Annotated in this window: 29 protein-coding genes; 19 read left to right on the forward strand and 10 right to left on the reverse strand. The window is 62.4% G+C overall.

Translation table 11 applies throughout. From position 1 onward, the window contains the following. Window positions 1–129 precede the first annotated feature (129 nt). The gene (locus D3M59_RS09515; RefSeq protein ID WP_119533433.1) at window positions 130–600 is read left to right on the forward strand and encodes an Hsp20 family protein; all 471 of its coding nucleotides are present in this window, start codon (window positions 130–132) and stop codon (window positions 598–600) included. Between the two features lies 1 nt (window position 601). On the opposite strand, the gene D3M59_RS09520 is transcribed toward D3M59_RS09515, so the two are convergent. The 5 genes from D3M59_RS09520 to D3M59_RS09540 form a co-directional block, all read right to left on the reverse strand. Further along, the gene (locus tag D3M59_RS09520; RefSeq protein ID WP_119533434.1) at window positions 602–1306 is read right to left on the reverse strand and encodes an aquaporin; all 705 of its coding nucleotides are present in this window, start codon (window positions 1304–1306) and stop codon (window positions 602–604) included. Next, window positions 1303–1620, reverse strand: coding sequence for a cupin domain-containing protein (locus D3M59_RS09525; RefSeq protein ID WP_119533435.1), 318 nt, complete (start codon window positions 1618–1620; stop codon window positions 1303–1305). Before D3M59_RS09525 ends, D3M59_RS09520 begins: the two co-directional genes overlap by 4 nt. A 3-nt stretch (window positions 1621–1623) precedes the next feature. Continuing rightward, window positions 1624–2097, reverse strand: coding sequence for an ArsI/CadI family heavy metal resistance metalloenzyme (locus D3M59_RS09530; protein ID WP_119533436.1), 474 nt, complete (start codon window positions 2095–2097; stop codon window positions 1624–1626). Next, complete coding sequence (locus D3M59_RS09535) at window positions 2094–2420, reverse strand: ArsR/SmtB family transcription factor (RefSeq protein WP_119533437.1); 327 nt, start codon at window positions 2418–2420, stop codon at window positions 2094–2096. The genes D3M59_RS09530 and D3M59_RS09535 overlap by 4 nt, the downstream gene beginning before the upstream one ends. 139 nt (window positions 2421–2559) lie before the next feature. Then, window positions 2560–3237 carry a GcrA family cell cycle regulator gene (locus D3M59_RS09540; RefSeq protein ID WP_119533438.1) on the reverse strand — a complete coding sequence of 226 codons (678 nt, stop codon included), beginning with the start codon at window positions 3235–3237 and terminating at the stop codon, window positions 2560–2562. Between the two features lie 83 nt (window positions 3238–3320). Between D3M59_RS09540 and D3M59_RS09545 the strand changes: the two genes are divergently transcribed. The 10 genes from D3M59_RS09545 to queE all read left to right on the forward strand — a co-directional run bounded on the left by D3M59_RS09545 (window position 3321) and on the right by queE (window position 10990). Beyond that, on the forward strand, window positions 3321–4124 hold the full coding sequence (locus D3M59_RS09545; RefSeq protein WP_119533439.1) for an ABC transporter permease: 804 nt from the start codon (window positions 3321–3323) through the stop codon (window positions 4122–4124). A 118-nt stretch (window positions 4125–4242) separates the two neighbouring features. Further along, entirely contained in the window at window positions 4243–4704 is a 462-nt protein-coding gene (locus D3M59_RS12100) for a hypothetical protein (RefSeq protein WP_158581991.1), read from the forward strand. Between the two features lie 154 nt (window positions 4705–4858). Further along, complete coding sequence (locus D3M59_RS09555; protein WP_119533441.1) at window positions 4859–6046, forward strand: aspartate aminotransferase family protein; 1188 nt, start codon at window positions 4859–4861, stop codon at window positions 6044–6046. Beyond that, complete coding sequence (argF, locus tag D3M59_RS09560; protein WP_119533442.1) at window positions 6043–6969, forward strand: ornithine carbamoyltransferase; 927 nt, start codon at window positions 6043–6045, stop codon at window positions 6967–6969. Before D3M59_RS09555 ends, argF begins: the two co-directional genes overlap by 4 nt. A 23-nt stretch (window positions 6970–6992) precedes the next feature. Further along, window positions 6993–7790, forward strand: a complete 798-nt coding sequence (locus D3M59_RS09565; RefSeq protein ID WP_119533443.1) for a glucose 1-dehydrogenase — start codon at window positions 6993–6995, stop codon at window positions 7788–7790. Window positions 7791–7829: 39 nt separating this feature from the next. Further along, on the forward strand, window positions 7830–8729 hold the full coding sequence (gene hslO, locus D3M59_RS09570) for an Hsp33 family molecular chaperone HslO (RefSeq protein ID WP_119533444.1): 900 nt from the start codon (window positions 7830–7832) through the stop codon (window positions 8727–8729). Window positions 8730–8781: 52 nt separating this feature from the next. After that, entirely contained in the window at window positions 8782–9180 is a 399-nt protein-coding gene (locus D3M59_RS09575; protein WP_119533445.1) for a DUF3617 domain-containing protein, read from the forward strand. Between the two features lie 144 nt (window positions 9181–9324). After that, a complete protein-coding gene (locus tag D3M59_RS09580) occupies window positions 9325–9675 on the forward strand; it encodes a DUF3147 family protein (protein WP_119533446.1) in 351 nt (116 codons plus the stop codon). Next, window positions 9672–10361 (forward strand): 7-cyano-7-deazaguanine synthase QueC, encoded by a 690-nt coding sequence (gene queC / locus D3M59_RS09585; protein WP_119533447.1) that lies wholly within the window; start codon window positions 9672–9674, stop codon window positions 10359–10361. The genes D3M59_RS09580 and queC overlap by 4 nt, the downstream gene beginning before the upstream one ends. Beyond that, a complete protein-coding gene (gene queE, locus D3M59_RS09590) occupies window positions 10358–10990 on the forward strand; it encodes a 7-carboxy-7-deazaguanine synthase (protein ID WP_119533448.1) in 633 nt (210 codons plus the stop codon). The genes queC and queE overlap by 4 nt, the downstream gene beginning before the upstream one ends. Before the next feature lie 69 nt (window positions 10991–11059). Here the strand turns inward: queE and D3M59_RS09595 are convergent, their stop codons facing one another. Both D3M59_RS09595 and lipB read right to left on the reverse strand, forming a co-directional pair. Further along, window positions 11060–11293 carry a hypothetical protein gene (locus D3M59_RS09595; RefSeq protein ID WP_119533449.1) on the reverse strand — a complete coding sequence of 78 codons (234 nt, stop codon included), beginning with the start codon at window positions 11291–11293 and terminating at the stop codon, window positions 11060–11062. An 83-nt stretch (window positions 11294–11376) separates the two neighbouring features. Continuing rightward, window positions 11377–12039, reverse strand: a complete 663-nt coding sequence (gene lipB / locus D3M59_RS09600) for a lipoyl(octanoyl) transferase LipB (protein ID WP_119533450.1) — start codon at window positions 12037–12039, stop codon at window positions 11377–11379. 102 nt (window positions 12040–12141) lie between these two features. Between lipB and D3M59_RS09605 the strand changes: the two genes are divergently transcribed. Next, on the forward strand, window positions 12142–12960 hold the full coding sequence (locus D3M59_RS09605; protein WP_158581992.1) for a glycerophosphoryl diester phosphodiesterase membrane domain-containing protein: 819 nt from the start codon (window positions 12142–12144) through the stop codon (window positions 12958–12960). Between the two features lie 8 nt (window positions 12961–12968). Here D3M59_RS09605 and hemF read toward each other — a convergent pair whose 3' ends face one another. Then, a complete protein-coding gene (gene hemF / locus D3M59_RS09610; protein WP_119533452.1) occupies window positions 12969–13811 on the reverse strand; it encodes an oxygen-dependent coproporphyrinogen oxidase in 843 nt (280 codons plus the stop codon). Next, window positions 13808–14257, reverse strand: a complete 450-nt coding sequence (locus tag D3M59_RS09615; protein ID WP_119533606.1) for a tRNA (cytidine(34)-2'-O)-methyltransferase — start codon at window positions 14255–14257, stop codon at window positions 13808–13810. The genes hemF and D3M59_RS09615 overlap by 4 nt, the downstream gene beginning before the upstream one ends. A 166-nt stretch (window positions 14258–14423) precedes the next feature. Here D3M59_RS09615 and petA point away from each other — a divergent pair, with 166 nt between their 5' ends. The 5 genes from petA (at window position 14424) to D3M59_RS12285 (ending at window position 18459) form a co-directional block, all read left to right on the forward strand. Then, window positions 14424–14990: a ubiquinol-cytochrome c reductase iron-sulfur subunit gene (gene petA, locus D3M59_RS09620; protein WP_119533453.1), complete on the forward strand. Its 567-nt coding sequence runs from the start codon at window positions 14424–14426 to the stop codon at window positions 14988–14990. Between the two features lie 17 nt (window positions 14991–15007). Then, a complete protein-coding gene (locus D3M59_RS09625; RefSeq protein WP_119533454.1) occupies window positions 15008–16312 on the forward strand; it encodes a cytochrome b in 1305 nt (434 codons plus the stop codon). A gap of 16 nt (window positions 16313–16328) precedes the next feature. Further along, complete coding sequence (locus tag D3M59_RS09630; RefSeq protein WP_119533455.1) at window positions 16329–17243, forward strand: cytochrome c1; 915 nt, start codon at window positions 16329–16331, stop codon at window positions 17241–17243. A 13-nt stretch (window positions 17244–17256) separates the two neighbouring features. After that, window positions 17257–17796: an adenine phosphoribosyltransferase gene (locus D3M59_RS09635; RefSeq protein WP_119533456.1), complete on the forward strand. Its 540-nt coding sequence runs from the start codon at window positions 17257–17259 to the stop codon at window positions 17794–17796. 93 nt (window positions 17797–17889) lie between these two features. Then, complete coding sequence (locus tag D3M59_RS12285; protein ID WP_407695447.1) at window positions 17890–18459, forward strand: hypothetical protein; 570 nt, start codon at window positions 17890–17892, stop codon at window positions 18457–18459. A gap of 20 nt (window positions 18460–18479) precedes the next feature. Here D3M59_RS12285 and D3M59_RS09645 read toward each other — a convergent pair whose 3' ends face one another. Next, window positions 18480–18929, reverse strand: coding sequence for a MaoC family dehydratase (locus D3M59_RS09645; protein WP_119533457.1), 450 nt, complete (start codon window positions 18927–18929; stop codon window positions 18480–18482). A gap of 98 nt (window positions 18930–19027) precedes the next feature. Between D3M59_RS09645 and D3M59_RS09650 the strand changes: the two genes are divergently transcribed. Beyond that, complete coding sequence (locus tag D3M59_RS09650; protein WP_233543222.1) at window positions 19028–20632, forward strand: tetratricopeptide repeat-containing sulfotransferase family protein; 1605 nt, start codon at window positions 19028–19030, stop codon at window positions 20630–20632. 103 nt (window positions 20633–20735) lie between these two features. Further along, entirely contained in the window at window positions 20736–23309 is a 2574-nt protein-coding gene (locus tag D3M59_RS09655) for a TonB-dependent receptor (RefSeq protein ID WP_119533458.1), read from the forward strand. Window positions 23310–23377 lie beyond the last annotated feature (68 nt).

Below are 23377 nucleotides of genomic sequence, written 5' to 3' on the forward strand. Positions count from 1 at the left end.
ACTTGAATTGGGTCTGCCAAATCCCAAATCAGTGTTGCCGGTTGCCTACCAGGGGCCGGTGACGGGATGTAATGGCCCGCGACGGGCCAGCCTCCCGCCCATGTAAGTTGCTCAATTGGAGGACATGACATGCGATCTGCTTTCGATTTTGCGCCATTCCGGCGCTCCACCATCGGCTTTGACCGGCTGTTCGACCTGCTTGAAAACAGCGCGACGGGGCAGGGCGGCGAGAACTATCCGCCGTTCGACCTCCTAAAGCTGGACGACAATCGCTATCGCATCAGTCTGGCCGTGGCCGGTTTCCGCCGCGACGAGATTGAGATCACCGCGCAGCAGAATCAGCTGATCGTTACCGGCAAGAAGGTCGACGACGACAAGGCCGACTACATCCATCGCGGCATCGCCAACCGCTCGTTCGAGCGGCGGTTTGGGCTAGCCGACCATATCAGGGTTACCGACGCCGACCTTAGTGATGGCATGCTGTCGATCGAACTGGTCCGCGAGATCCCCGAAGCGATGAAGCCTCGCAAGATTCAGATCGGCGGAAGCACCCCCGCGACCGAGACGATCGAGTCGCAGGCAGAACGCGCGGACGCCTGACTTATCCGCGCCCCGGGGAGCGTACCTCCCCGGGACTTGCGGCGCGTTCGTCGAACAGCCAGCCACTAACCCATGCTGCCAGGGCCGCGCCGGCCAGCTGAGCAATGATGAAGGCCGGCACGTCGCCCGGCGCGATGCCGGCGAAGCTGTTGCTGAGGCTGCGGATGATCGTGATGGCCGGGTTGGCGAAGCTGGTCGACGAGGTGAACCAGTAGGCGGCGACAATGTAGAGTGCGACGCTAGCTGGAACCAGCTTGGACCGGTGCCGGGTGGTGCCGAGAATCGTCAGGATCAAGCCAAACGTAGCGACGAACTCTCCGGCCCATTGGCCGGCGCCGGTCCGCGCCTTCAGCGAGACCTGCCACAACGGCTGATCAAACATCAGGTGGGCGGCGAGCGCCCCCAGCAAGCCGCCAGCCAATTGGGCGGCAAGGTAGAGACCGGCATCGCTCCAGCCGATTTCTCGGCGCATCGCCATGACGAGCGACACGGCAGGATTGAAATGCGCGCCCGATACCGGGCCAAGCATTGCGATCAGCACGAACAGGATGGCGCCAGTCGCGAGCGTATTGCCCAGCAGCGCAACGGCAACGTTCCCGCCTGCCAGCGCTTCGGCCATGATCCCAGAACCAATCACTCCGGCGAAAAGGAAGAATGAGCCAATCCCTTCCGCCGCTAGCCTCCGAGCAAGCGGCCCGGGGCTCATTCACTCTGCTCCTGCTCCACGACCAGGATGCGGGCTTCGCCGCGAGGATAGGCGACATGTTCTTCGCCGTCGTCGATCAGGACCATGCTGCCGGATGTGAGGTTGACGACATCGACTGGCGCGTCGGGGCCTGCGCGGACGTGCATGTCGACCTCGCCGTCGATGACCATGAAAAGCTCTCGGCCCGTGTTTCGGTGCCAGCGAAACGGCGTGCTGATCCAGCGGAGCTTGGCCACGGCGTTGCCGATGGCGGGTAGCGTGGGGCCGGACCAGTCGTCTGGGCCGCGAAGGGCCATCGCGTCATAAATTTGCATGGCTTATCCGCAGCTGGAGTTGCAGGACGGCTGGGCGGTGACCGCCGGGGCGCAGCAGTTGGTCGTGGCCGCATTCGCCGAGACTGCCGAGAGTTCCGGGCTGTCGCCATAAACGGTGGACTCGCCGTTGGTGAAAAAGGCCTCCCACACGATACCGTCGGGATCGCTAATCCAGCTCTTTTCGCTCTTGGCGTAGCAGCAGGTGGTCGCGCCTTCCTCGAGCACCGGCCGGTCCGCGGCTTTCAGCCGTCCATATACTTCGGCAAGTTCGTCATTGCTCTCGGCCTGGATGCCGAGATGCTCGATCCCTTTGGCGGCGTGGCCGGAAGAGATGGCAAAGTTGACGCGCGGATCGTCGAGCATCCACTTTGCATAATCGTCCTTGGTCACCGTCGGATCGGCGCCGAAGAGCGTGGAGTAAAATCGGATCGACTGGTCGAGGTCGTTAACCCCGACATGGACGTGAAGACGCTTCATGCGGATTTCCTTTCCTGGGTGTCGCCGGGAGCGCATTCAGAGCCTCCGCAGCAATTTTCCATGAGGTAGGCGACGAGCCCGTTCATCGCGCCATAGTTGGCGGAATAGACGAGCGAGCGACCTTCGCGGCGCTGGTCGACCAGCCCGGCCCGATTGAGGTGGGCGAGGTGGAAAGACAGCGACGAGTTAGGGATCGACAGCCTCTCGGCGAGCGCTCCTGCGGCCATCCCGGCATCGCCCGCCTGGACGAGCAGGCGAAACAACGCAAGGCGATGTTCCTGGGCAAGCGCGCCAAGGGCATCAATGGCTTGCGATGGTTGCACGACTCACTCCTCATTTCGATGATTCTCGAAATGACATTGGGCGGGTGTGCTGTCAATAACATTTCGAATTTTATCGAAATAAAGTTGGTGCGCCAAGAAAAAGCCCCGGCGGATAAGGCCGGGGCTTGGAAGTTTGCGCTTAACGGACCCGCGGTCCGCCGAACGGGAGTGGCGGTGGCGGGCGGCGGTCACGACGCGGCAGCTGCGCCTGGTAGGCGACGCCGCAGTGGTCGACGCAATAAGGGTAGCCGGGATTCGCCGGGTTGCCGCAGAAATGAAAGTCGGGCTCGCCCGGGTGGCCCATCGGCCAGCGGCAGACGCGGTCGTTGAGGTCGAGCAGGCTGGTCTTGTCCGCGACTTCGGCCGACGGCTTGGCAGGCACGAGGCGGCGAGGCGGCGCAGGCGGGATCGGCGCTTGCGTGTCGCCGGGCCCCTGGCGAATGAAGCCGCCGGGACCGACCGAGCGATACTGGATTGCGCCGGGGTCACTACGCTTGCCCTGGGCCGGTTCGACCGGGGCGGAGACGACGGGCCGGGGCGGTTCTGCCTCGGCAGCGCGTGGTTCAGGCGCGGCAGGGACAGGCTTGGGCACCGGAGTTGGCTTCGCAGCGCGCGGCGCCGGCGGAGCCTTCGCCTTCTTTTCCTTTTCCTCGCCCGCCTTCACCGGCGAGGGGCGCGATTCGAGGCCGAGGCGATGCGCCTTGCCGATGACCGCGTTGCGGCTGACCCCGCCAAGATCTTCCGCGATCTGGCTGGCGGTCGAGCCATCGGCCCACATCGACTTGAGGCGCTCGATGCGCTCTTCGGTCCAACTCATGAAATTCAAAACTCCGTACGTGTTGCGTGCCGCTGCGCCAGCCGATAGGCGATTGTCGCGTGAACGACCAGACTCCCTCCTGGATGAGAAGCGAACCCGGCAAGCCGACGCTGCAAGGTGTCAACTGGGGCGGCCTTTCGACCCTATATATCAAGGAGGTGCGTCGCTTCTTCAAGGTGCAGATGCAGACGGTGTGGGCGCCGGCGATAACGACGCTGCTCTACCTCATCATTTTCACCGTGGCGTTGGGCCGGGAAGGCAAGACGGTGTTGGGCGTCCCGTTCGCCGATTTTATCGCGCCCGGCCTGATCGTCATGGCCATGCTGCAGAACAGCTTCGCGAACAGCAGCTTCTCGCTGTTGGTCGGCAAGATGCAGGGAACGATCGTCGACTATCTGATGCCGCCGCTGTCGGTTGGCGAGCTAATTACCGGCCTTGTCGGCGCGGCGGTGACGAGGGCGTTTTTGGTGGGATCCGCGGTGTGGCTGATCATGGCCATCTGGCCGGGCGTCCATGTCGGTGTCGCGCATCCACTGTCCATCCTGTGGTTTGGTCTGATGGGAGCACTGATGCTCGCGTTCCTCGGGTTGATGACCTCGATCTGGGCCGAGAAGTTCGACCATGCGGCAGCCGTGACCAATTTCGTCGTTGCGCCGCTGTCGCTGCTGTCTGGGACTTTCTATTCGGTCGATGCCTTGAGTCCGGCGTTCCGGACAATCAGCCACGCCAATCCCTTCTTCTACGTCATTTCCGGGTTCCGGCACGGATTCCTTGGCGAAGCCGACTCGCCCATTTACGCGGGCGGAATCGGCCTGCTGTTGCTGAACATCCTGCTCTTCGCGGTCTGCTATTCGCTCCTCAAAAGCGGCTGGAAAATCAAGAATTGAGCCTTTTCAGTCGGTTGAACGGTTAAGGTCCGTGAACGGCGGATAACGGTCGCGTTCAGCACGCGATCAAGGCGCCGGGTCCATAAGAGGGGCATCAACCGCACGAAGGAGTGCAACCATGCGTAAGTTTGTCATTTCCGCCGCCCTGATGGCCTCGACCATCGCCGTGGCTGCTCCCGCCGCCGCGCAGTGGGCGCCGCCCGCGCCGCAAGGCTATGCCTATGGCTATCACAACAACTATGGCCAGGTTCGCCGCCTGCAGGTCCGTATCGACCAGCTGCAACGGCGAATTGTCCAGCTGGACCGCCGCAACATCCTGAGCAATCGGGAAGCCGGCCGCCTGCGCGCCGAATCACGCCAGCTGGAGCAGCGTCTGCGCTACGCTTCGCGCAACGGGCTGAACCAGCGCGAGATGTATAATCTCGAGCGCGGTATCCAGCGCCTCGAATATCGCATCCAGCGCGATGCGCGCGATGGCAACCGTTACGGCGGCTACTACGGCCAGAACAACTACTATGATCGCGACCGCGACGGCCGTGACGACCGTTATGAAGACGATCGCGGCTATCGCCACGACTAGCCTTTCCGGCATTTGACCCGGGTGGGGACAAGGGAGGGGCGGCTCTGAAAGGGGCCGCCCCTTTCGTTTGTCCGACCGCCGCGATATAGGCTCGCGGCAGGTCGTCCCGGGGGGCGGCCTTTCGCCATACCATCGAGCTGAAATGAGGAAATCCATGGCCATCACGCCGCTTATGCCCGTCTATCCCCGTTGCGAGGTGAGGCCGGTGCGGGGTGAGGGGGTCTACCTCTATGGCGAGCAGGGCGAGAAGTATCTGGACTTCGCGAGCGGCATCGCGGTCAACCTACTCGGCCACGGTCATCCGCACCTCACCAAGGCGCTGCAGGAGCAGGCCGCGACGCTGATCCACGTGTCGAACCTGTACGGCAGTCCTCAGGGCGAAGCGTTTGCGCAGCGGCTGGTCAACCTGACGTTCGCCGACACGGTCTTCTTCACCAATTCGGGCGCCGAGGCGGTCGAGTGCGCAATCAAGACCGCGCGCCGGTATCATCATGCCAAGGGCAATCCGCACAAGCATACGCTGATCACTTTCAGCAACGCCTTCCACGGTCGCACCATGGCCACGATCAGCGCGACGAACCAGGAGAAGCTGCGCGACGGGTTCGCGCCGCTTTTGCCCGGCTTCACCGTGGTCGAGTTCGACAATCTTGAGGCCGCGTTAGGTGCGATCGACGAGCATACTGCTGGCTTCCTTGTGGAGCCGGTGCAGGGCGAGGGCGGGATACGCCCGGCGTCGAAGGAATTCATGCTGGGGCTGCGCAAGGCGTGTGACGAGCATGATCTGATGCTGGTGCTGGACGAAGTGCAGTGCGGTGTAGCGCGGACAGGCGCGCTGTACGCGTACGAACATTATGGCATCGAGCCGGATATCCTCGCGTCAGCCAAAGGCATCGGCGGCGGCTTTCCCATGGGCGCCTGCCTCGCGACCGAAAAGGCAGCGAGCGGCATGGTCATCGGTACGCACGGGTCGACGTATGGTGGGAACCCGTTCGCCATGGCGGCCGGCCAGGCGGTGTTCGACGTCGTCGCCAATGACGAGTTCCTCAGTCATGTCCGCACTATGGGTGATCGACTCCGCTCTGCGCTGGAGCAAATGATTCCGAACCACGATCATCTGTTCGAAAGCGTTCGCGGGCTGGGCCTGATGCTGGGCGTCAAAATGAAGACCGACAGCCGCGCTTTCGTCGGCTACCTGCGCACCAAAGGCATCCTTACAGTCGCCGCCGGCGACAATGTCGTCCGTGTGCTTCCGCCGCTGACCATCGATGAAGCGAACATCGCCGAGTTCGTCGAAGGACTGTCTGCCGCCGCCGCCGATTACGACGTGCCGGAAGCGGCATGACGATCCGCCATTTCCTCAACCTGTCGGATGTCGGCGGGGAGGGGATTGCGCACATCCTCAACGAGGCAATGGAGCGCAAGGAGCGGCGTGCGGGCTGGCCAAAGGGCAAGCCCGACGCCGATCGGCCGCTCGACGGCGCCGTGCTTGCGATGATTTTCGAGAAAAGCAGCACGCGGACCCGGGTCAGCTTCGACCTGGCAATGCGGCAGCTAGGCGGCTCCGCAATCGTGCTGGAGGGTTCCAGTTCGCAACTTGGCCGAGGTGAGACGATTGCCGACACCGCGCGCGTCCTTTCGCGGTTCGCCGACGCCATCATGATTCGGACCGACCATCATCAAAAGGCCGAAGAACTCGCCGAATACGCGACGGTCCCGGTCATCAACGGGCTGACCGACCTGTCGCATCCCTGCCAACTGCTCGCCGACATGCAGACGGTCATCGAGACACGGGCGCGGCTGGCTGGAACCCGCTGGGCGTGGCTAGGTGACGGCAACAATGTCTGCAATTCGCTGATCGAGGCGGCGGCGCTGATGCATTTCCAACTGGCGGTCGCGACCCCGAACCGGTTCGAACCCGACGTCGGCATGTGCGCTATGGCCAGCACGCGCGACGATATTTTCTTCACCGAGGATCCGGTTGAGGCGATCGACGGCGCGGAAGTCGTAGTAACCGACACCTGGGTGTCGATGGGCCAGGACGACGAGGATTATCGGCGCGAGGCTTTCGCGCGTTTCCGGGTGGACGAGGCCATGCTGGCCCGCGCGGCTCCCGGCGCAACCCTCCTCCACTGTTTGCCGGCGCATCGCGGCGAGGAGGTTACCGACGCCGTGATCGATGGTCCGCAATCGGCCGTATGGGACGAGGCGGAGAATCGGCTGCACGCGCAAAAGGCGCTGCTCATGTGGTGCTTGGGCCGGATCTGACGGCAGCGGGAAAGAGGGCGTAGATGGGACGGCTGGACGGCAAGATCGCGCTGGTTACCGGAGCCGCCCAGGGGATCGGCGAAGGCATCGCGAAATGCTTCGCGCGTGAAGGCGCGACGGTTTGGGTTACGGACGTCGACGGCGAGGGCGCGCAGCGTGTTGCCGCGGCCATCGGTTCCCGTCACCGTTCCGCATTGCTCGACGTTGGCGAGGAGGCGCACTGGGATCGGGTGATGACGGACCTGCTGGAGGCGCACGGGCGGCTCGACGTGCTGGTCAATAATGCCGGGATCACCGGGTTCGAAGATGGCCCGGGCCCCCATGATCCTGAACATGCGACCCTGGAAGAGTGGCATCGGGTTCACCGGGTCAATCTGGACGGAACCTTCCTGGGATGTCGCCACGCCATCAGGGCAATGCGGGCGACCGGAACCGGATCGATCATCAACATGTCATCGCGGTCGGGGCTCGTCGGAATCCCCGGTGCCGCGGCCTATGCCTCGTCAAAGGCGGCCATCCGCAACCACAGCAAATCCGTCGCACTTTATTGCGCGCAGCAGGGCATGAAGGTGCGCTGCAATTCGATCCATCCTGCTGCGATCCTGACGCCGATCTGGGATGCCATGATCGGCAAGGGGGCGGACCGGGAAGCGAAAATGGCTGCGCTGGTACGCGATACGCCGCTGAAGCGGTTTGGGACCGTCGAAGAAGTGGCGGCGCTTTGTCTGTTCTTGGCGTCCGACGAGGCCCCTTACATCACGGGGTCGGAATTCGACATAGATGGCGGACTTCTCGCGGGCTCGGCCGCGTCTCCGGGCTAGGTTTGCAATTGGACCGGCGAACGCCCATCTGGCGCGGCGATGACTGACATTTCGCTTAACCAGGACGTCGCGCTTGGCGTCACCGTTCCCTCGCGGCATGCGCGCGGCCGGGCCGCAAGACTTGGGCCGGTGCTGGACCAAATTCTGGCCAATCACGGCTATCCGCCGATCATCGAGCAACTGCTGGCCGAGGCGCTGGTACTGACGGCGCTGCTCGGGTCATTGCTGAAGGATCCCAGCGGCCAGCTGACCATTCAGGCACAGACCGAAAACGGGATCGTCGATCTGCTGGTATGCGACTACAAGGGCGGCGAGCTTCGCGGCTATGTCCGTCACGACGCCGAACGGCTGGCCGAGGCGGGACCACGTCCGACGCTGTTTTCGCTGTTCGGTAAGGGGTACCTTGCGATCACCTTTGACCAGCCGGCGACCGACGAGCGCTACCAAGGGATCGTACCGCTCGAGGGCGAGGGGCTCGGAGAGGCTGCGCAAAGCTATTTCAGCCAATCCGAACAGATCCCGTCGATTGTCCGCCTCGAAGCGCGCAAGGACGATAATGGCTGGGTCGCAGGCGGCCTGATGTTCCAGCACCTGCCGGAAGGCGAGATCGGGCGGGATCGGCTGCATACGCGCCTCGACCATCCTGAATGGCCCCATATCGCGACGATGGTCGGGTCAGTGAAGGCGGAGGAACTGAGCGATCGGGATCTGCCTCTCGACGACCTTGTGTGGCGCCTGCTCCACGAGGAGGACGAGGTGCGCACGCTGGCCCCGGTGCCGCTGTCGAAAGGCTGCCGCTGCAGTGTCGATTACATCTCTTCCGTCATTGCCCGTTTCCCGGAAGAGGAGCGGGCGGAGATGGTCGGCGATGACGGACTGATCCGTGTCGATTGCGCCTTCTGCGCGACCAGCTTCCCGATTGCCATCGAAGCCGCCTGAAGTTCGTCGATTAGTTGCTTTTTGTTAAGCGGGACGTGGTAAACGGGCGCTAATGAAACGCATGGCGCGAATCGGTCTCGCGGGCCTGATGACAGTCGCGGCAGCATTTGTTGTCGCGGCAGCCTCTCCGCGCGCGCTGATGCCGGCAATGGGCGGCCTGTGGGAGGTAAGCCAGCGCGCGGACGGCCATGGCGCTCAGCGCATCTGCGTCGCCTCACCAGTGACGCTGGCTCAATATGAGCACCGGCAGGCCCGCTGTGCCCAAACGATCGTGTCCGACAGCGGCACGCAAACGCTAATCAGCTATACTTGCGCCGACGGTGGCTTCGGCCAGTCGAAGGTCACGCTGCTGACCCCGCGGACGATGCGAATTGAAACGCAGGGGATTAGCGGCAATCTGCCGTTCCACTACCAGCTTCATGCACGGCGCGTCGGCGACTGCCGCCGGTAATCGGCCGTTAACCATAGTCTGGCTACAAGATGGAGGTGCCCTTCTTCGGCACGTTTTCCTCCCTGTCGGGCCAATGCCCGAACCTTGGGCCGCCCTTTCGAGCGGCCCTATTTTTTTGTGCGGCGCGGGATTAGAGCGCGCGCCATGTTGCTGTTCATTATCAAGGCCGCGCTTTCGGGCCTTTTGGTTGCGACGATTTCATTGGTCGCAAAGCGCTACCCCGGCTGGGGCGGGCTGCTGGCCTCGCTGCCGCTCGTGTCGGTCCTGTCGATGCTGTGGCTCTATGGCGAAACGCGCGACGCATCGAAGGTCGCCGAACTGTCGATGGGCGCTTTCTGGTTCTTCCTTCCGTCGGTGCCGATGTTCCTGGTCATCCCGGCTATGCTGCGTTCCGGGATTTCGTTCGGAGTGACGATGGCGACCGCCTGCCTGCTGACCGTCGCGCTATATGCGGGGATGAGCTGGCTCGCACCCAAGTTAGGCATTGTCCTATGAGTACGCGGCAAGCGGTAGTTTTGCTGTCGGGTGGACTCGATTCCATGGTCTGCGCAGCGTTGGCTCGGGAAGAGGGGTTTAGCGTCCTTGCGCTGACCATCGACTATAATCAGCGTCACCGCGTCGAACTGGAAGCGGCCAAGCGCATCGCCACCGACCTGGCGGATCGCCACATCATCCTGCCTCTCGACCTAACCGCGTTCGGTGGCTCGGCGTTGACCAGCGACATTGACGTTCCCAAGGACGGGGTCGGGGCCGACGGCGACGGCGGCATTCCCGTGACCTATGTTCCGGCGCGCAACACCGTGTTTCTCAGCTTGGCGCTGGCCTGGGCCGAAGCGGCTGGCGCGCACGACCTGTTCGTTGGGGTTAATGCGCTCGACTATTCCGGTTATCCCGATTGCCGCCCGGCCTTCATCGAGGCCTTTGAGGAACTGGCGAACAAGGCGACGCGCGACGGGGTGGAAGGCCGCGGCTTTACCGTCCACGCGCCGCTCCAGAACATGACCAAGGCCGATATTGCCCGCGAGGCGGCGCGACTGGGGTTGGACGCTGGGATAAGTCACAGCTGCTACGATCCGGCGCCCGACGGCGCGGCTTGCGGATATTGCGACGCCTGCCGACTACGCGCCAAGGGCTTTGAGGAAGCGGGCTTGGTCGATCCCACCCGCTACGTCGCGCGATGAGTTACGCGGTCAAGGAAGCTTTTCTCACGCTGCAGGGCGAAGGAGTCCAGGCGGGAAGTCGCGCCGTCTTCCTACGCTTCGCGGGCTGCAATTTGTGGAGCGGGCGCGAGCAGGACCGGTCAACGGCGCAGTGCAATTTCTGCGATACGGACTTTGTCGGGATAGATGGACCGGGTGGCGGCAAGTTCGCCAATGCCGATGCTCTCTCGTCGCATGTGGAGGCGCTTTGGGGGGAGGAGCGAGATTTCCGGCTGGTGGTCATAACCGGCGGCGAACCCATGCTGCAGCTGGACAAGGCATTGATTGATGCGCTTCATGCGCGCGATTTTCGGGTTGCGGTCGAAAGCAACGGCACGATCGCCGCGACGCCCGGGATCGACTGGCTATGCGTCAGCCCGAAGGCGGGAACCGAGGTCGTTCAGCGCTCGGGCGATGAGTTGAAGCTCGTCTGGCCGCAACCGGGCATTGACCTGGCCGACCTGGAAGGGTGGGATTTCCGACATTACCTGGTTCAGCCGATGGACTGCGCGGACGGGCAGGCAGCGGTCGATGCCGCGATTTCCCTAGTTATGGAGCGGCCCCTCTGGCGATTGACGCTCCAGGGACACAAGATTGTCGGCCTGAAATAAAAAGGGCCGCCGGATGTTCCGGCGGCCCTTTTCCAAACACCGACCCGCACGAAGGCGGACCGAGCGCGATTACATCGCGTTGGTGGTGTTCGCTTCAACGGTCGCGTTGGCGTCGACGACGTTCGCGTCCATCGTCATGTTGGCGTCCATGTTGGTGGTCGCGTCGATGGCGGTGGTGTCATTGGCGACGACGTTCTCGGTGGTGAGGGTCTCGTCGACGTTCATGGTGTTTTCAGCGGCTTCGTTGCTGCTGCAAGCCGAAACCGCCAAGGCCGCACCAGCGACCAGGATCAGAGCACGCATTCAAAACTCCCTTGATTATTAGATCTGCGGGGGTGTTCCCCTTTCGCAAATCGCGCGCACAATAGTCGGGGAGGGTTCCCGCCTCAAGCGACTTGTGAATCTGCTGCCAAGTCATTGAGAAAAGATGGAAAAGTCCGACAGAGTGCCTCGTCCGCGGTCTCGAGCGACCCATCGAGGCCAAGCGCGGCGAGGCTCGTGACGCCAAAATCCGCAATTCCGCATGGAACGATTCCGCCGAAGTGCGACAGGTCGGGAGACAGGTTGATCGAGAAGCCGTGCATCGTCACCCAACGACGGACGCGAACGCCGATCGCGCCGATCTTCGCCTCATTCACTCCTTCGCCAGTCCAGATACCGATCCGCCCCGACTCGCGCCGAGCGTCAACGCCAAGTTCGCCAAGCGCAGCGATCATCCATCCTTCAAGCGAATGGACGAAGCGGCGGACATCCTTGCCGCGCTTTTCAAGGTCGAGGATCAGATAGCCAACGCGCTGGCCGGGGCCGTGATAGGTGTAGCGGCCGCCGCGCCCGGCATTGAACACCGGGAAACCCATGGGGTTGAACAGCTCGGCAGGGTCCGCGCTTGTGCCGGCGGTGAACAAGGGCGGATGCTCCAGAAGCCAAACCAGTTCCTTCGCATGCCCTTCACGAACGGCGAGCGCGCGCGCCTCCATCTCCGCCAAGGCGTCGGCATAGAGTGTCAGTCCTTCACTGACTCGCCATTCGATGTCGTCCGGAACCATCATGCGGCAATGGCGCCGGGAGTTGTGCGCTGCAAGGGCGATTGTCTTGGGCGGCAGCCGTCGATACGCTCCACCCCGAACATCAGCTTTGTACCGGGGGTATCAATGTCATTATCGATTAGCAGGGCGTGGGATGAAGCGCGGGCCGCGCTTGCGCACAACCGCCGACTGCTCACCCCCGTGGCGCTCGGCCTGGTGTTGGTCCCCGCAGTCATCAGTTCGATGGTCGAGCCGCGGACAGTCCCGGGCGAGCAGCCGGAACCCGGTGCCTGGATGTGGATCACGCTGGCGATGATCATCATCATGCTAACCGGACAGTTGGCGATCGCCATGCTGACCAACGGTTGGCAGGGCAGTGTTGGCGAAGCCATCAGGCGGGCGATCAAGCGGCTACCAACGCTGATCATGTCGGCTTTGCTGGTCATGGTGCCGTTGGTACTGATCCTGTCAGTCATCCTCGCGCTCGTCGGGCTGTCGACCGGGGGGGATGGGGAGTTCTCCGCTGAGGCTCTGAACCCTGCAGGCTGGATGGTGATGTTGGTCGGGCTCATTGCCCTGCTGGCGATCGGGGTGCGATTAATGCCGCTGGTCGTGATTATCGCTAGCGGCGACGAGGGGCCGATTGATTCGATCAAGCGCGCCTTCGAGCTGACGCGCGGTCATTTCTGGAAGTTGCTCGGCTTCATGCTGCTGGTCACCATCGCCTTTTTGATCGTGGCCGCGGCGGTTGGAGCGGTGTTCGGGTCGCTGATCGCGTTCTTGCTGGGCGCACCGGAGCCTTGGAGCGTGTCGCTGCTGCTGGTCGCGCTGGCGGCCGGCCTGGTCCAGGCGGCGTTCGTGACGATCTACACGGCGATGCTGGCCCGGATCACGGCGCAGCTTAGCACCCGTCACATCCACGTCCCGGATACCGGCCGGGAATAGCCAAGGCGCTATTTCCAGCGCGCCAGCGGCGGAAGGCTCATCAGGATGGCGTCGATATTGCCACCTGTCTTGAGACCGAACAGCGTGCCGCGATCGTAGAGCAGGTTGAACTCCACGTAGCGGCCGCGAAATTCTAGTAGTTCGTCCATGTCCGCGTCCGTAAAGGGCGTGTCCATCCGCTTGCGAACGATCTGGGGGAAGATTTCGAGGAACGCTTCGCCGACGTCACGGGTGAAGGCAAAATGTTCGTCGAAGTGATCTTCCAGCCGATCGTAGAAGATGCCGCCCACGCCGCGCGCGCGGTTGCGGTGCGGTAGCCAGAAATATTCGTCTGCCCATTTGGAAAAGCGCGGATAGAAGGTCGGATCATGCGCCGCGCATGCCGCACGCAGCCGCGCATGAAAGGCATCGGTGTCTTCCTGATAGGGGATCGCGGGGTTGAGGTCAGCGCCGCCGCCGAACCAGCGCCGGGTTGTCGTCAGGAAACGCGTGTTCATATGCACGGCCGGCACATGCGGGTTAGCCATGTGGGCAACCAGGCTGATCCCGGTGGCAAAGAAGCTGGGGTCTTCCTCCGCACCGGGGATCGACGCGGCGAATTCCGGATTGAACCGCCCGCCGACGGTGGAGACGTTGACGCCCACCTTTTCGAATACCTTGCCGGCCATCTGGCCCCGAACGCCGCCGCCGCCCGGTTCCCCGCTATCGTCGGTCCGGTCCCAGGGAACGAACTCGAACGAAGCGTCGCTACCCGCTTCGCGCTCGATCGCCTCGAACGCGTCGCAAATGCGGGTGCGAAGGCTTTCGAACCAGTCGCGCGCGGCCTGCTGTTGGGTGTCGAGCGGTTTCATTCGGGAAATCCCCTTGTCTGTCGGAGCGCCTCGCCGAGCGCGAGCGCGGCCGAGGTTGCGAGGTTGAAGGACCGGACCTCTGCCCGGATCGGGATTTTCAGCCGGTCATCACATGTTGAAGCGACATCCACCGGAACGCCGGCGCTTTCCTTGCCGAAGATAAGTGTATCGCTGGCCTGAAACTTGAAATCGTAAAGCGAGGTGGTGGCCTTGGTCGTCAACAGGACCAGTCGGCCGCCCAGCGTGCCGCGAAACGATTCGAACGAAGGGTGCCGCCGGATTTCGACATGGTCGATGTAGTCCATCGCTGTGCGCCGGACGCGCCGGTCGTCCCATTGGAATCCCATCGGTTCGATGAGGTCGATGCCGACTCCCATGCAGGCGCCGAGGCGCATGACGGCGCCGACGTTCCCGGCGATCTCAGGCTGATAAAGGCAAAGCCGCATGCGAGGCGGATAGTCCGCGGGCCGCTCGCCGCACAAGTCAGGCAATTTGTCCATTTGCATCGCTGGGGAGAGGCGCTATCAGGCGCGCCAACCGTGCCCGCTTGGCGGGTGCGGTGTCGTATCTCGATGCCCTCGGCATTCGCCAAATAAGTTCTTAAGGGTGAGCATGGCCACGCTGGAAGAAACCAACGCTGCGCTAGTGGAGGCCGATCACAGCCTTCGCCGTCGCGACTTCATCAATATTGCCGCTGTCAGTTTCGCAGGCGTCGGCGCTGTCGCCGTGGCCCTGCCGCTGGTCAACCAGATGAGCCCGTCGGCCGACGTGCTCGCGCTCGCTTCGACCGAAGTCGACATCTCCAAGATTGCGCCGGGTCAGGCGATCAAGACCAGCTGGCGCAAGCAGCCGGTTTTCGTCCGCAACCTGACGCCGAAGGAAATCCAGGACGCCAAGGCTGTTTCGCTTGGCGAACTGCGCGACCCGCAATCGCTGGCTGATCGCACCAAGCCGGGCAAGGAAAACTGGCTGATCACGCTGGGCGTCTGCACCCACTTGGGCTGCGTCCCGCTGGGCGTTGGCGACGGCGAGAATCGCGGTGATTACGGCGGTTATTTCTGCCCGTGCCACGGTTCTCACTACGACACAGCTGCTCGCATCCGCAAAGGCCCGGCGCCGACGAACCTGGTCGTGCCGGAATATAACTTCACGTCCGACACCGTCGTGACCATCGGCTAACAGGGGATAGACGAGTCATGAGCTTTGCCTGGGCCAAGCCCTATCAACCCAAGACCGAACTCGGCCGGTGGGTCGACGACCGCATGCCGCTACCGCGGCTGGTCTACAACGCCGTTGGCGGCGGTTATCCGGTGCCGCGCAACCTCAATTACGGCTGGAACTTCGGCGTTCTCTCCGGGATTTTCCTGACGATCCAGATCGTCACCGGCATCGTTCTGGCCATGCATTATTATGCGTCGGCCGACGGAGCGTTCAACTCGATCGAGCACATCATGCGAGACGTGAACGCCGGCTGGATGCTCCGCTATGCGCATGCCAACGGCGCGAGCTTCTTCTTCATTGTGGTCTACATCCACATTTTCCGCGGCCTTTATTACGGATCGTACAAGGCGCCGCGTGAGCTGGTGTGGATGCTTGGCCTGGTCATCTATCTCCTGATGATGGCGACTGCCTTTATGGGCTACGTCCTTCCGTGGGGCCAGATGAGCTACTGGGGCGCGCAGGTCATCACCGGCTTCTTCAGCGCATTCCCTGTGGTTGGCGAGCCGATCCGCGTTTGGCTGCTGGGTGGATATGCGCCTGACCAGGCCGCGCTGACCCGCTTCTTCTCGCTGCACTATTTGCTGCCGTTCGTGATCGCGGGCGTGGTCATCCTTCACATTTGGTCACTGCATATCCCGGGGTCGAACAACCCGACCGGCGTGGACGTGAAGACTGAGAAGGACACGCTGCCGTTCCACCCGTTCTACACGGCTAAGGACGGCTGGTTCGCAGGTGCTTTCCTGACGCTCTACGCCGCCGTATTATTCTTCGCGCCGAACGCATTGGGCCACCCGGACAACTACATCCCGGCTAACCCGCTGGCGACGCCCGCGCATATCGTGCCCGAATGGTATTTCTGGCCGTTTTACGCGATTCTGCGTGCGTTCACCGTCGACTTTATCCTGCCGGCGAAGCTGTGGGGCGTGGTGGCGATGTTCGCATCGATCCTGCTGCTTTTCTTCCTACCCTGGCTCGATCGCTCGCCGGTTCGCTCGGGTGCCTACCGCCCGGTGTTCAAGCGTTTCTTCTGGCTCTTGATGGTCGACATTGCGATCCTCGGCTTCTGCGGCGTCATGCCGGCCGAGCAGCCCTATGTCGCGATCAGCCAGATCGCCGCGGCTTACTATTTCGCGCACTTCCTCATCATCCTGCCGCTCGTCTCCAAATTCGAACGGCCGCTGCCGCTGCCCAATTCCATCTCGGAATCGGTGCTGCACGGCGAAAAAGAGGAAAGCGCACCCTACGGGCTCGACAAGAGCGCGCCCGCGGCGGCTCAATAAGGGGGACTAAGGGACCATGGTCCGCATCATTGCATTCTTCGTCGGGTTGGGTTTTGCCGGCGTCCTTCTGATCAGCCTGGTGGTAAACCTGGTCGCGTACGTCCAGTCGCCGACAGAGCCGACCGCCGAGCATGAATTCCATCGCGAGCCGAAGGAACTTCACCTCGCGTCGGACGGGCCGCTCGGCAAGTTCGACCGCCAGCAGCTGCAGCGCGGCTATCAGGTGTACAAAGAAGTCTGTGCGGCCTGCCACAGCATGAACCTGGTGTCGTTCCGTGACCTGGCAGCGCTGGGCTACAACGAGGCCGAGGTGAAGGCCGAAGCGGCGAGCCGCGAAGTACCGGGCATCAATCCGGACACGGGCGAGGTCACGACCCGCAAGGCGTTGCCGACCGACCGCTTCCCGAGCCCCTATGCCAACGAGACGGCGGCGCGCGCTGCGAACAACAATGCGCTTCCGCCCGATCTGTCGCTGATGACCAAGGCGCGTGAAGGCGGTGCGGCGTATGTCTATTCGTTGCTGACAGGTTACCAAAACCAGCCAGCCAAGCTGCTGAAGGAATTCCCGGCGGCGAAGACACCGCAGGGCCTCCACTACAACCCGTACTTCGCGAACCTCAACATCGCGATGGCGCCGCCGCTGTCCGATGGTCAGGTAACCTACGCTGACGGAACGCAAGCCACGCGCGACCAGATGGCGAAGGACGTCTCGGCATTCCTCGTGTGGACGGCCGAGCCAAAGCTGGAGAACCGCCACCGCTATGGCATGGCCGTTCTGATCTTCCTGATCATTGCGACGATCTTGGGCTATTTCAGCTATCGGAACATCTGGGCCGAGGCAAAGCGCCAGGTTGCGCCGAAGGGTCCATTGGATCCGGAAAACAAGGCGAAGCGTAACCACGCGAAGGGCGAGGCCGGCATCGTCGGCTGATCCGGTGGACTCTATGACCAGCGTCGCTGACGATCTCAGGGCGCTGGTCCGCACCATCCCCGACTTTCCGAAGCCGGGCATCCAGTTTCGCGACATTACGACGCTCATGCTCGACCGCTCGGGACTATCCCGGGCGGTCGACGCACTTGCGGACACCGTCGATGGACCCATTGACCTCGTGGCCGCGATTGAGGCGCGGGGTTTCGCCATCGGCGGTGCGCTCGCGGTGAAGCTCGGCGCGGGCCTCCTCCTAATCCGGAAGGACGGCAAGCTACCGGGCAAAACGATAGCCGAGGACTATGCCCTGGAATATGGGACGGACCGGCTGGCGATGCATGTCGACGCGTGCACGCCTGATGCACGGGTGCTGGTTGTTGACGATCTGTTAGCCACCGGCGGTACCGCGCTGGCGGCGGTCAGGCTGGTCCGGCGGGCAGGGGGCAATGTGGTCGGCGCGCGGTTCCTGATCGACTTGCCCGAACTTGGCGGCGGAGATGCGCTGGTGGCGGCTGGCGTCGATGCGCGGAGCCTGCTGGCTTACGAGGGACACTGATTCTTGCGGTGAACACGGTGTGAATGGTTCACTTGGCGTTCAATTGCGGAGGACTAGCTCATTGAGCAGCCTCAATTTTTTGGAGTCTCCGCGATGTATGCGTCCCGAATCCGCATGGCCGGCCTGGCCGTGATTGCTTCCCTTGGACTTTCCGCCTGCATGGGCCCGTATGGCTATGGCGGCGTGGGCGTCGGCATTGGTAGCGGCGGCTATTACGGCGGCTACGGGTATGATGACTATGGCTATGGCAGCCCTTACGGCGGCTATGGTTACGGCTACGGCACGCCCTACTACGGCGGCAGCTACGGCGGCTGGTACGACAACTATTATTACCCAGGCACGGGCTATTACGTCTATTCGCGGGACGGCAATCGCCATCGCTGGACGGATTCGCAGCGCCGTTACTGGGAATCGCGTCGCGATCGTCGCGAAGACCGGCGTGAAGTTCGTCAGAACCGCAGCGATTATCGCCAGGACGTGCGCACCGAGCGCCGCGAGATGCGGGGCGACATCAGGCAGAATCGCAGCCAGTACCGGTCAGGCGAGATCGATCGTCCGACGCTAAAGCGGGAGAATCGCTCAGAGCGGAAGGAATTCCGCCAGGAGAAGCGGCAGGAAAAGCGCGAGCTTCGTCGGGAAAACCGGCGGGATCGCCGCGACTAAATCTCAGGTAGGCCGGCGGCTTAGGCTGCCGGTCGACGCCTGATCAGCACGATCGAGATGTAGCGAAGGACCGGGATGCCATCCTGGTTGGTGACTTCTGTCTCGGTCCGAAAGCTGCCGATTTCCGGCTTTGAGCGCGACGGGGTCTTTTCAAGGATCGTTCCTCGCACCGTCAGCGTATCGCCGGGGTAGACCGGTTTCAGCCAGCGCAGTTCATCGATCCCAGGCGATCCCAGACCCGCCTGTTTGTGCGCGACGACGTGCCGGGCGATGACGGCCATGACCATTGCGCAGGTGTGCCAACCGGACGCAGCGATGCGTCCAAAGTGGGTTTCGGCCGCCGCATCGTCGCTCAGGTGAAACGGTTGCGGATCGTATTTCCGCGCAAATTCCAGGACCTCGTCGCGGGTGACCTCGTAGGTGCCAAAGACGGTCTCGGCGCCGATTTCCAAATCTTCGAAATAGATCATGCGGGCTACATTGCCGCTTTGAGCGGCCACGAAAAGTCCTAAAATGCAACTGGAAGCAAATGTTGGCGAAGCCCGCGTTCAGGGGCTACCAAAGGTGCGTGGGGACGCAATCTATCGCACATGGGCGCTGGCATCCGCGGCTAATCGAGGCCGCGCTGGCGCTGCATGAGAACCGGCTCGACGTGGCCGAGCGCCTGTTGAAGCCGCATCTCAAGGAAGACCCGTTCGACGCGAAGGCAATGCGGATGTTGGCCGAGCTTGCGTGGCGGATCGGACGGCCGCGCGACGCAGAGCATCTGTTGCGCCGTGCGGTTGAAGTCGCGCCGGGCTTCACTGCTGCCAAGGCGCAACTGGCGCTAGTGCTCGGCCGGATGGGCCGGCCAGCGGAGGCTATGCCACTCCTTGATGAGCTGTTCGAAGTGGACGGCGAGGACCTCAGCCACCTCAACCTGAAGGCGGCAACAGTCGCCCGGCTTGGCGACTTCGACGAGGCGATACAAATCTACGAAGGGGTGCTGCAACGGGCACCGAACCAACCACGCGTCTGGTTGAGTTACGGGCACATGCTGAAGACCATCGGCCGAAAGGAGGAGGGGATTGCCGCCTATCGTCGGGCGATCGCGCTCAACCCAGACCTCGGCGAAGCCTGGTTCAGCCTGGCCAACCTCAAGACGGTCAAGTTCGACGAAGCCGATGTTGCGGCGATGGAGCAAGCGCTGAAGCAGGACGGGCTGCGCGACGAGGATCGCTTCCACCTCGATTTCGCTCTGGGCAAGGCGATGCACGATGCAGGCCGCACCGACGAGGCATTCGGTCACTTTGTCAAAGGCAACGCCCTTCGCCGCAAGAGCCAGCCCTACAACGCGGCCGAGACGGCCGCGGCGGTCGACCGTACCATCGCTACTTTCACTCGTGAGGCCTTTAAGGAGCAAGGCAAGGGCGGCTGTCCGTCGACGGACCCTATCTTTATCGTCGGCATGCCTCGAGCCGGATCGACGCTGGTCGAGCAAATCCTGTCGTCACACTCGTTGGTAGAAGGCACGTCGGAGCTGCCCGACATGCCGGCGCTTGCGCGGCAGGTGGAAGGCTATCCAAAGGCCGCGCTGAAGCTCTCCGTCGAGGAACGAACCGCAATCGGCGAGGAATATCTGCGCCGCGTGTCGGTGCAGCGCCGAACGGACAAGCCCTATTTCATCGACAAGCTGCCGAACAACTGGCTCTACGTTCCGTTCATCCAGCTGGTGCTACCCAACGCCACAATTATCGACGCTCGCCGCCACCCGCTCGGTTGCTGCTTTTCTAACTTCAGACAGCATTTCGCGCGGGGCCAGGCATTCACGTACAACTTGTCGGACGTCGGCCGCTATTATGCCGACTATGTTCGGTTGATGTCACATGTGGACGACGTGCTGCCTGGACGCGTTCACCGGGTCATCTACGAGCAGATGGTCGGGGATACAGAGCACGAAATCCGGGCATTGCTCGACTATGCCGGCCTGAAGTTCGAACCGGCATGCCTGTCGTTTCACGAAACCGAGCGAGCCGTTCGGACTGCAAGTTCTGAACAGGTCCGGCGTCCCATCTATCGCGACGCCACGGAGGAATGGCAGCGCTACGAGCTGCACCTTGGGGCACTTAAGGATGCACTGGGCGATGTGCTCGCGATGTATCCCGACGCGCCCGCGTCGTTTCGGCAACGCTAAACGGCAATTCGTCGAATTGGTGCGGAAGCGTAATGGTTGGCCGTTGACAAGTCGCAACGCCTCTGCCGCTATCGAGGCACATAAGTCTTGATGGGGGCATCGAATGACTGACCGGACTATCCGTGCGCTTACCCTGAGCCTGCTCGCGACCACGGCCCTGGCCGAACCCGCATTTGCCCAGGACACGACGACCCCTCCGACCGAGGCCGCGCCCGCTACGACAACCGCAGCACCGGCGGATGAGGACAACAATGTCATCATCGTCACTGCGACCAAGCGCGAAGAAAATCTGCAGGACGTACCCGTCAGCATCCAGGCGATCGGCACGCGGCGCCTCGACCAGCTCAACATTTCCAACTTCGAGGATTTCACGAAGCAGCTTCCGTCGGTCAGCTTCCAGACCGCGCAGCCCGGCTTCACGACCGTCTACATGCGTGGTGTCGCGTCGGGCGGCGACGGCAATCACAGTGGCTCCTTCCCGTCCGTCGGCTTTTATCTCGACGAGCAACCCGTCACGACGATCGGCGGCACGCTGGACGTTCACATCTACGACGTCGCGCGGATTGAAAGCCTGGCTGGGCCGCAGGGCACGCTTTATGGCGCCTCATCGCAGGCCGGCACCATTCGCATCATTACGAACAAGCCGGAGATCGGGGTCCTGACCGGCCGCGTCGATGCGGAGATCAACAAGGTCGCCCATGGCGGCTGGGGCGGAAGTCTAGAGGGGATGATCAATGTCCCCATTTCCGATCGCATCGCCTTTCGCGGCGTTGCCTTCTACCAGCGTGATGCGGGCTACATCGACAATGTCTTCGGGTCGCGCACCTACACCTACACCGGTGTGAACCATCCCGAATGGCCGTCGGCTCCGCGCACGTTCGACGTCGATAATGAGTTTGCGTTGGAGAATAACTTCAACGACCTGCGCACCTACGGCGGCCGAGCTGCTCTGAAGATCGACCTCGACGACAATTGGACGGTCACGCCAACGATCATGCACCAGAATATGAAGGCGCATGGCGTATTCTACATGGATGCGGCGCAGGATGATCTGGAGGTGGTTCGCTTCCGCGATGACGAGATTTCGAAGGACAAGTTCACTCAGGCCGCGCTGACGATCGAAGGCAAGATCGGCAATTTCGACATCACTTATGCCGGCGCCTACATGACCCGGCCGACTTATGGCGTGACCGATTATACCGATTACACGGACGCCTATGACGCTGCTTACGAAGGACTGCTCGATTATGCTTATTCGGCGTTCTTCGACAATGACGGCAACGTCATCGACCCACGCCAGTACATCACCGGAGGCAACCATTTCAAAAAGCTCAGCCAGGAGCTTCGGATCGCTTCGCCGACCGAAAACCGCTTCCGTGTCATCGCGGGCGCCTTCTTCCAGCGGCAGTCAAACAACATCCTTCAGGAATATCGGGTCGACGGGCTCGCCGACGAACTGTCGGTCAATGGCTATCCCACCCTGCTGTGGCTGACCAAGCAGAAGCGGGTCGACAAGGATTATGCGGTCTTCGGTGAAGCAAGCTTCGACCTGACCCCGCAAATCACGCTGACCGCCGGCGGTCGTTTCTACAAGTTCGACAATACGCTCATCGGCTTTGCTGGCTTCGGCAAGAATCCGGCGTTCGACGAGGATCAACTCGGTATCTACCCACCGCCCAACGCCGTGTGGGGAAGCTCGGGCGTCCGGCGCTGCCTGACCGTAAATGGCCTGCAGTGGCGCGACGACGAGGATAGCGCCCTGATCGAGGGAGGCGTGAGCGGCACGCCGTGCACCAACGTCGGCAATGTCGTTGACGGGAAGCTTGTACCCCGGCGTAGCAAGGATAACGGTTTCATCCATCGCCTCAACGCGCAGTACAAGCCGACCGACGACCTGATGTTCTACGCGACCTGGTCGAGGGGCTTCCGGCCGGGCGGCATCAATCGCCAGCCTAATTCACCGGCCTACGATCCGGACTTCCTGACCAATTATGAGCTCGGGTGGAAGACAACCTTCGGGCCGATCCGCTGGAACGGCGCGATCTATCACCAGAAATGGAAGGAATTCCAGTTCAGCTTCCTTGGCGAGAATAGCCTGACGGTCATCCAGAACGGGCGCGACGCGCGCGTCAACGGCATCGAGACCGACATTAGCTACGCATCCGGAGGATTGTCGATCAACGCGGCTGCTGCCTACACGGACGCCAAGACGAAGGGTAACATATGCAACTTCGCGCTTGGTAATTCCAATTGCGATGGTCTCGATGATGGCGGCGATCCCGATTTCGTCGTGACACCGTCGGGTACGCGCCTGCCAGTTACGCCAAAGTTCAAAGCGTCGACTACTGCGCGCTACTCTTGGCCCATGGCCACGGGCCGCGCTCATGTGCAGGCTGGCCTGTCTTACCAGGGATCGGCGGCGGCCGATCTTCGTCAGGATGTCGATGGCGACGGGACCAACCCCAACGATTTCCTCGGCCGGATCAAGTCGAGCACGATTGTTGACCTGTTCGCCGGCTACGACTGGCGAAAATATAATGTGCAGCTGTTCGTCACCAACCTGTTCGACGAGCGTAACGAGCTTTCGCGCTTCGTCGTCTGTAGCATTTGCACCCAGACAAAGATCGTCCCTGGCCGGCCGCGCACGATCGGCCTGAGGCTGGGAGCGAAATTCTAGGTCCGTCGCCCAAGCGGCAACTGAATTCTACCAACGGCCGGGCGCAGCAATTGCGCCCGGCCTTCTTC

Origin of the sequence: Sphingomonas edaphi (assembly GCF_003583725.1) — a bacterium.
Classification (GTDB): Bacteria; Pseudomonadota; Alphaproteobacteria; order Sphingomonadales; family Sphingomonadaceae; genus Sphingomicrobium; species Sphingomicrobium edaphi.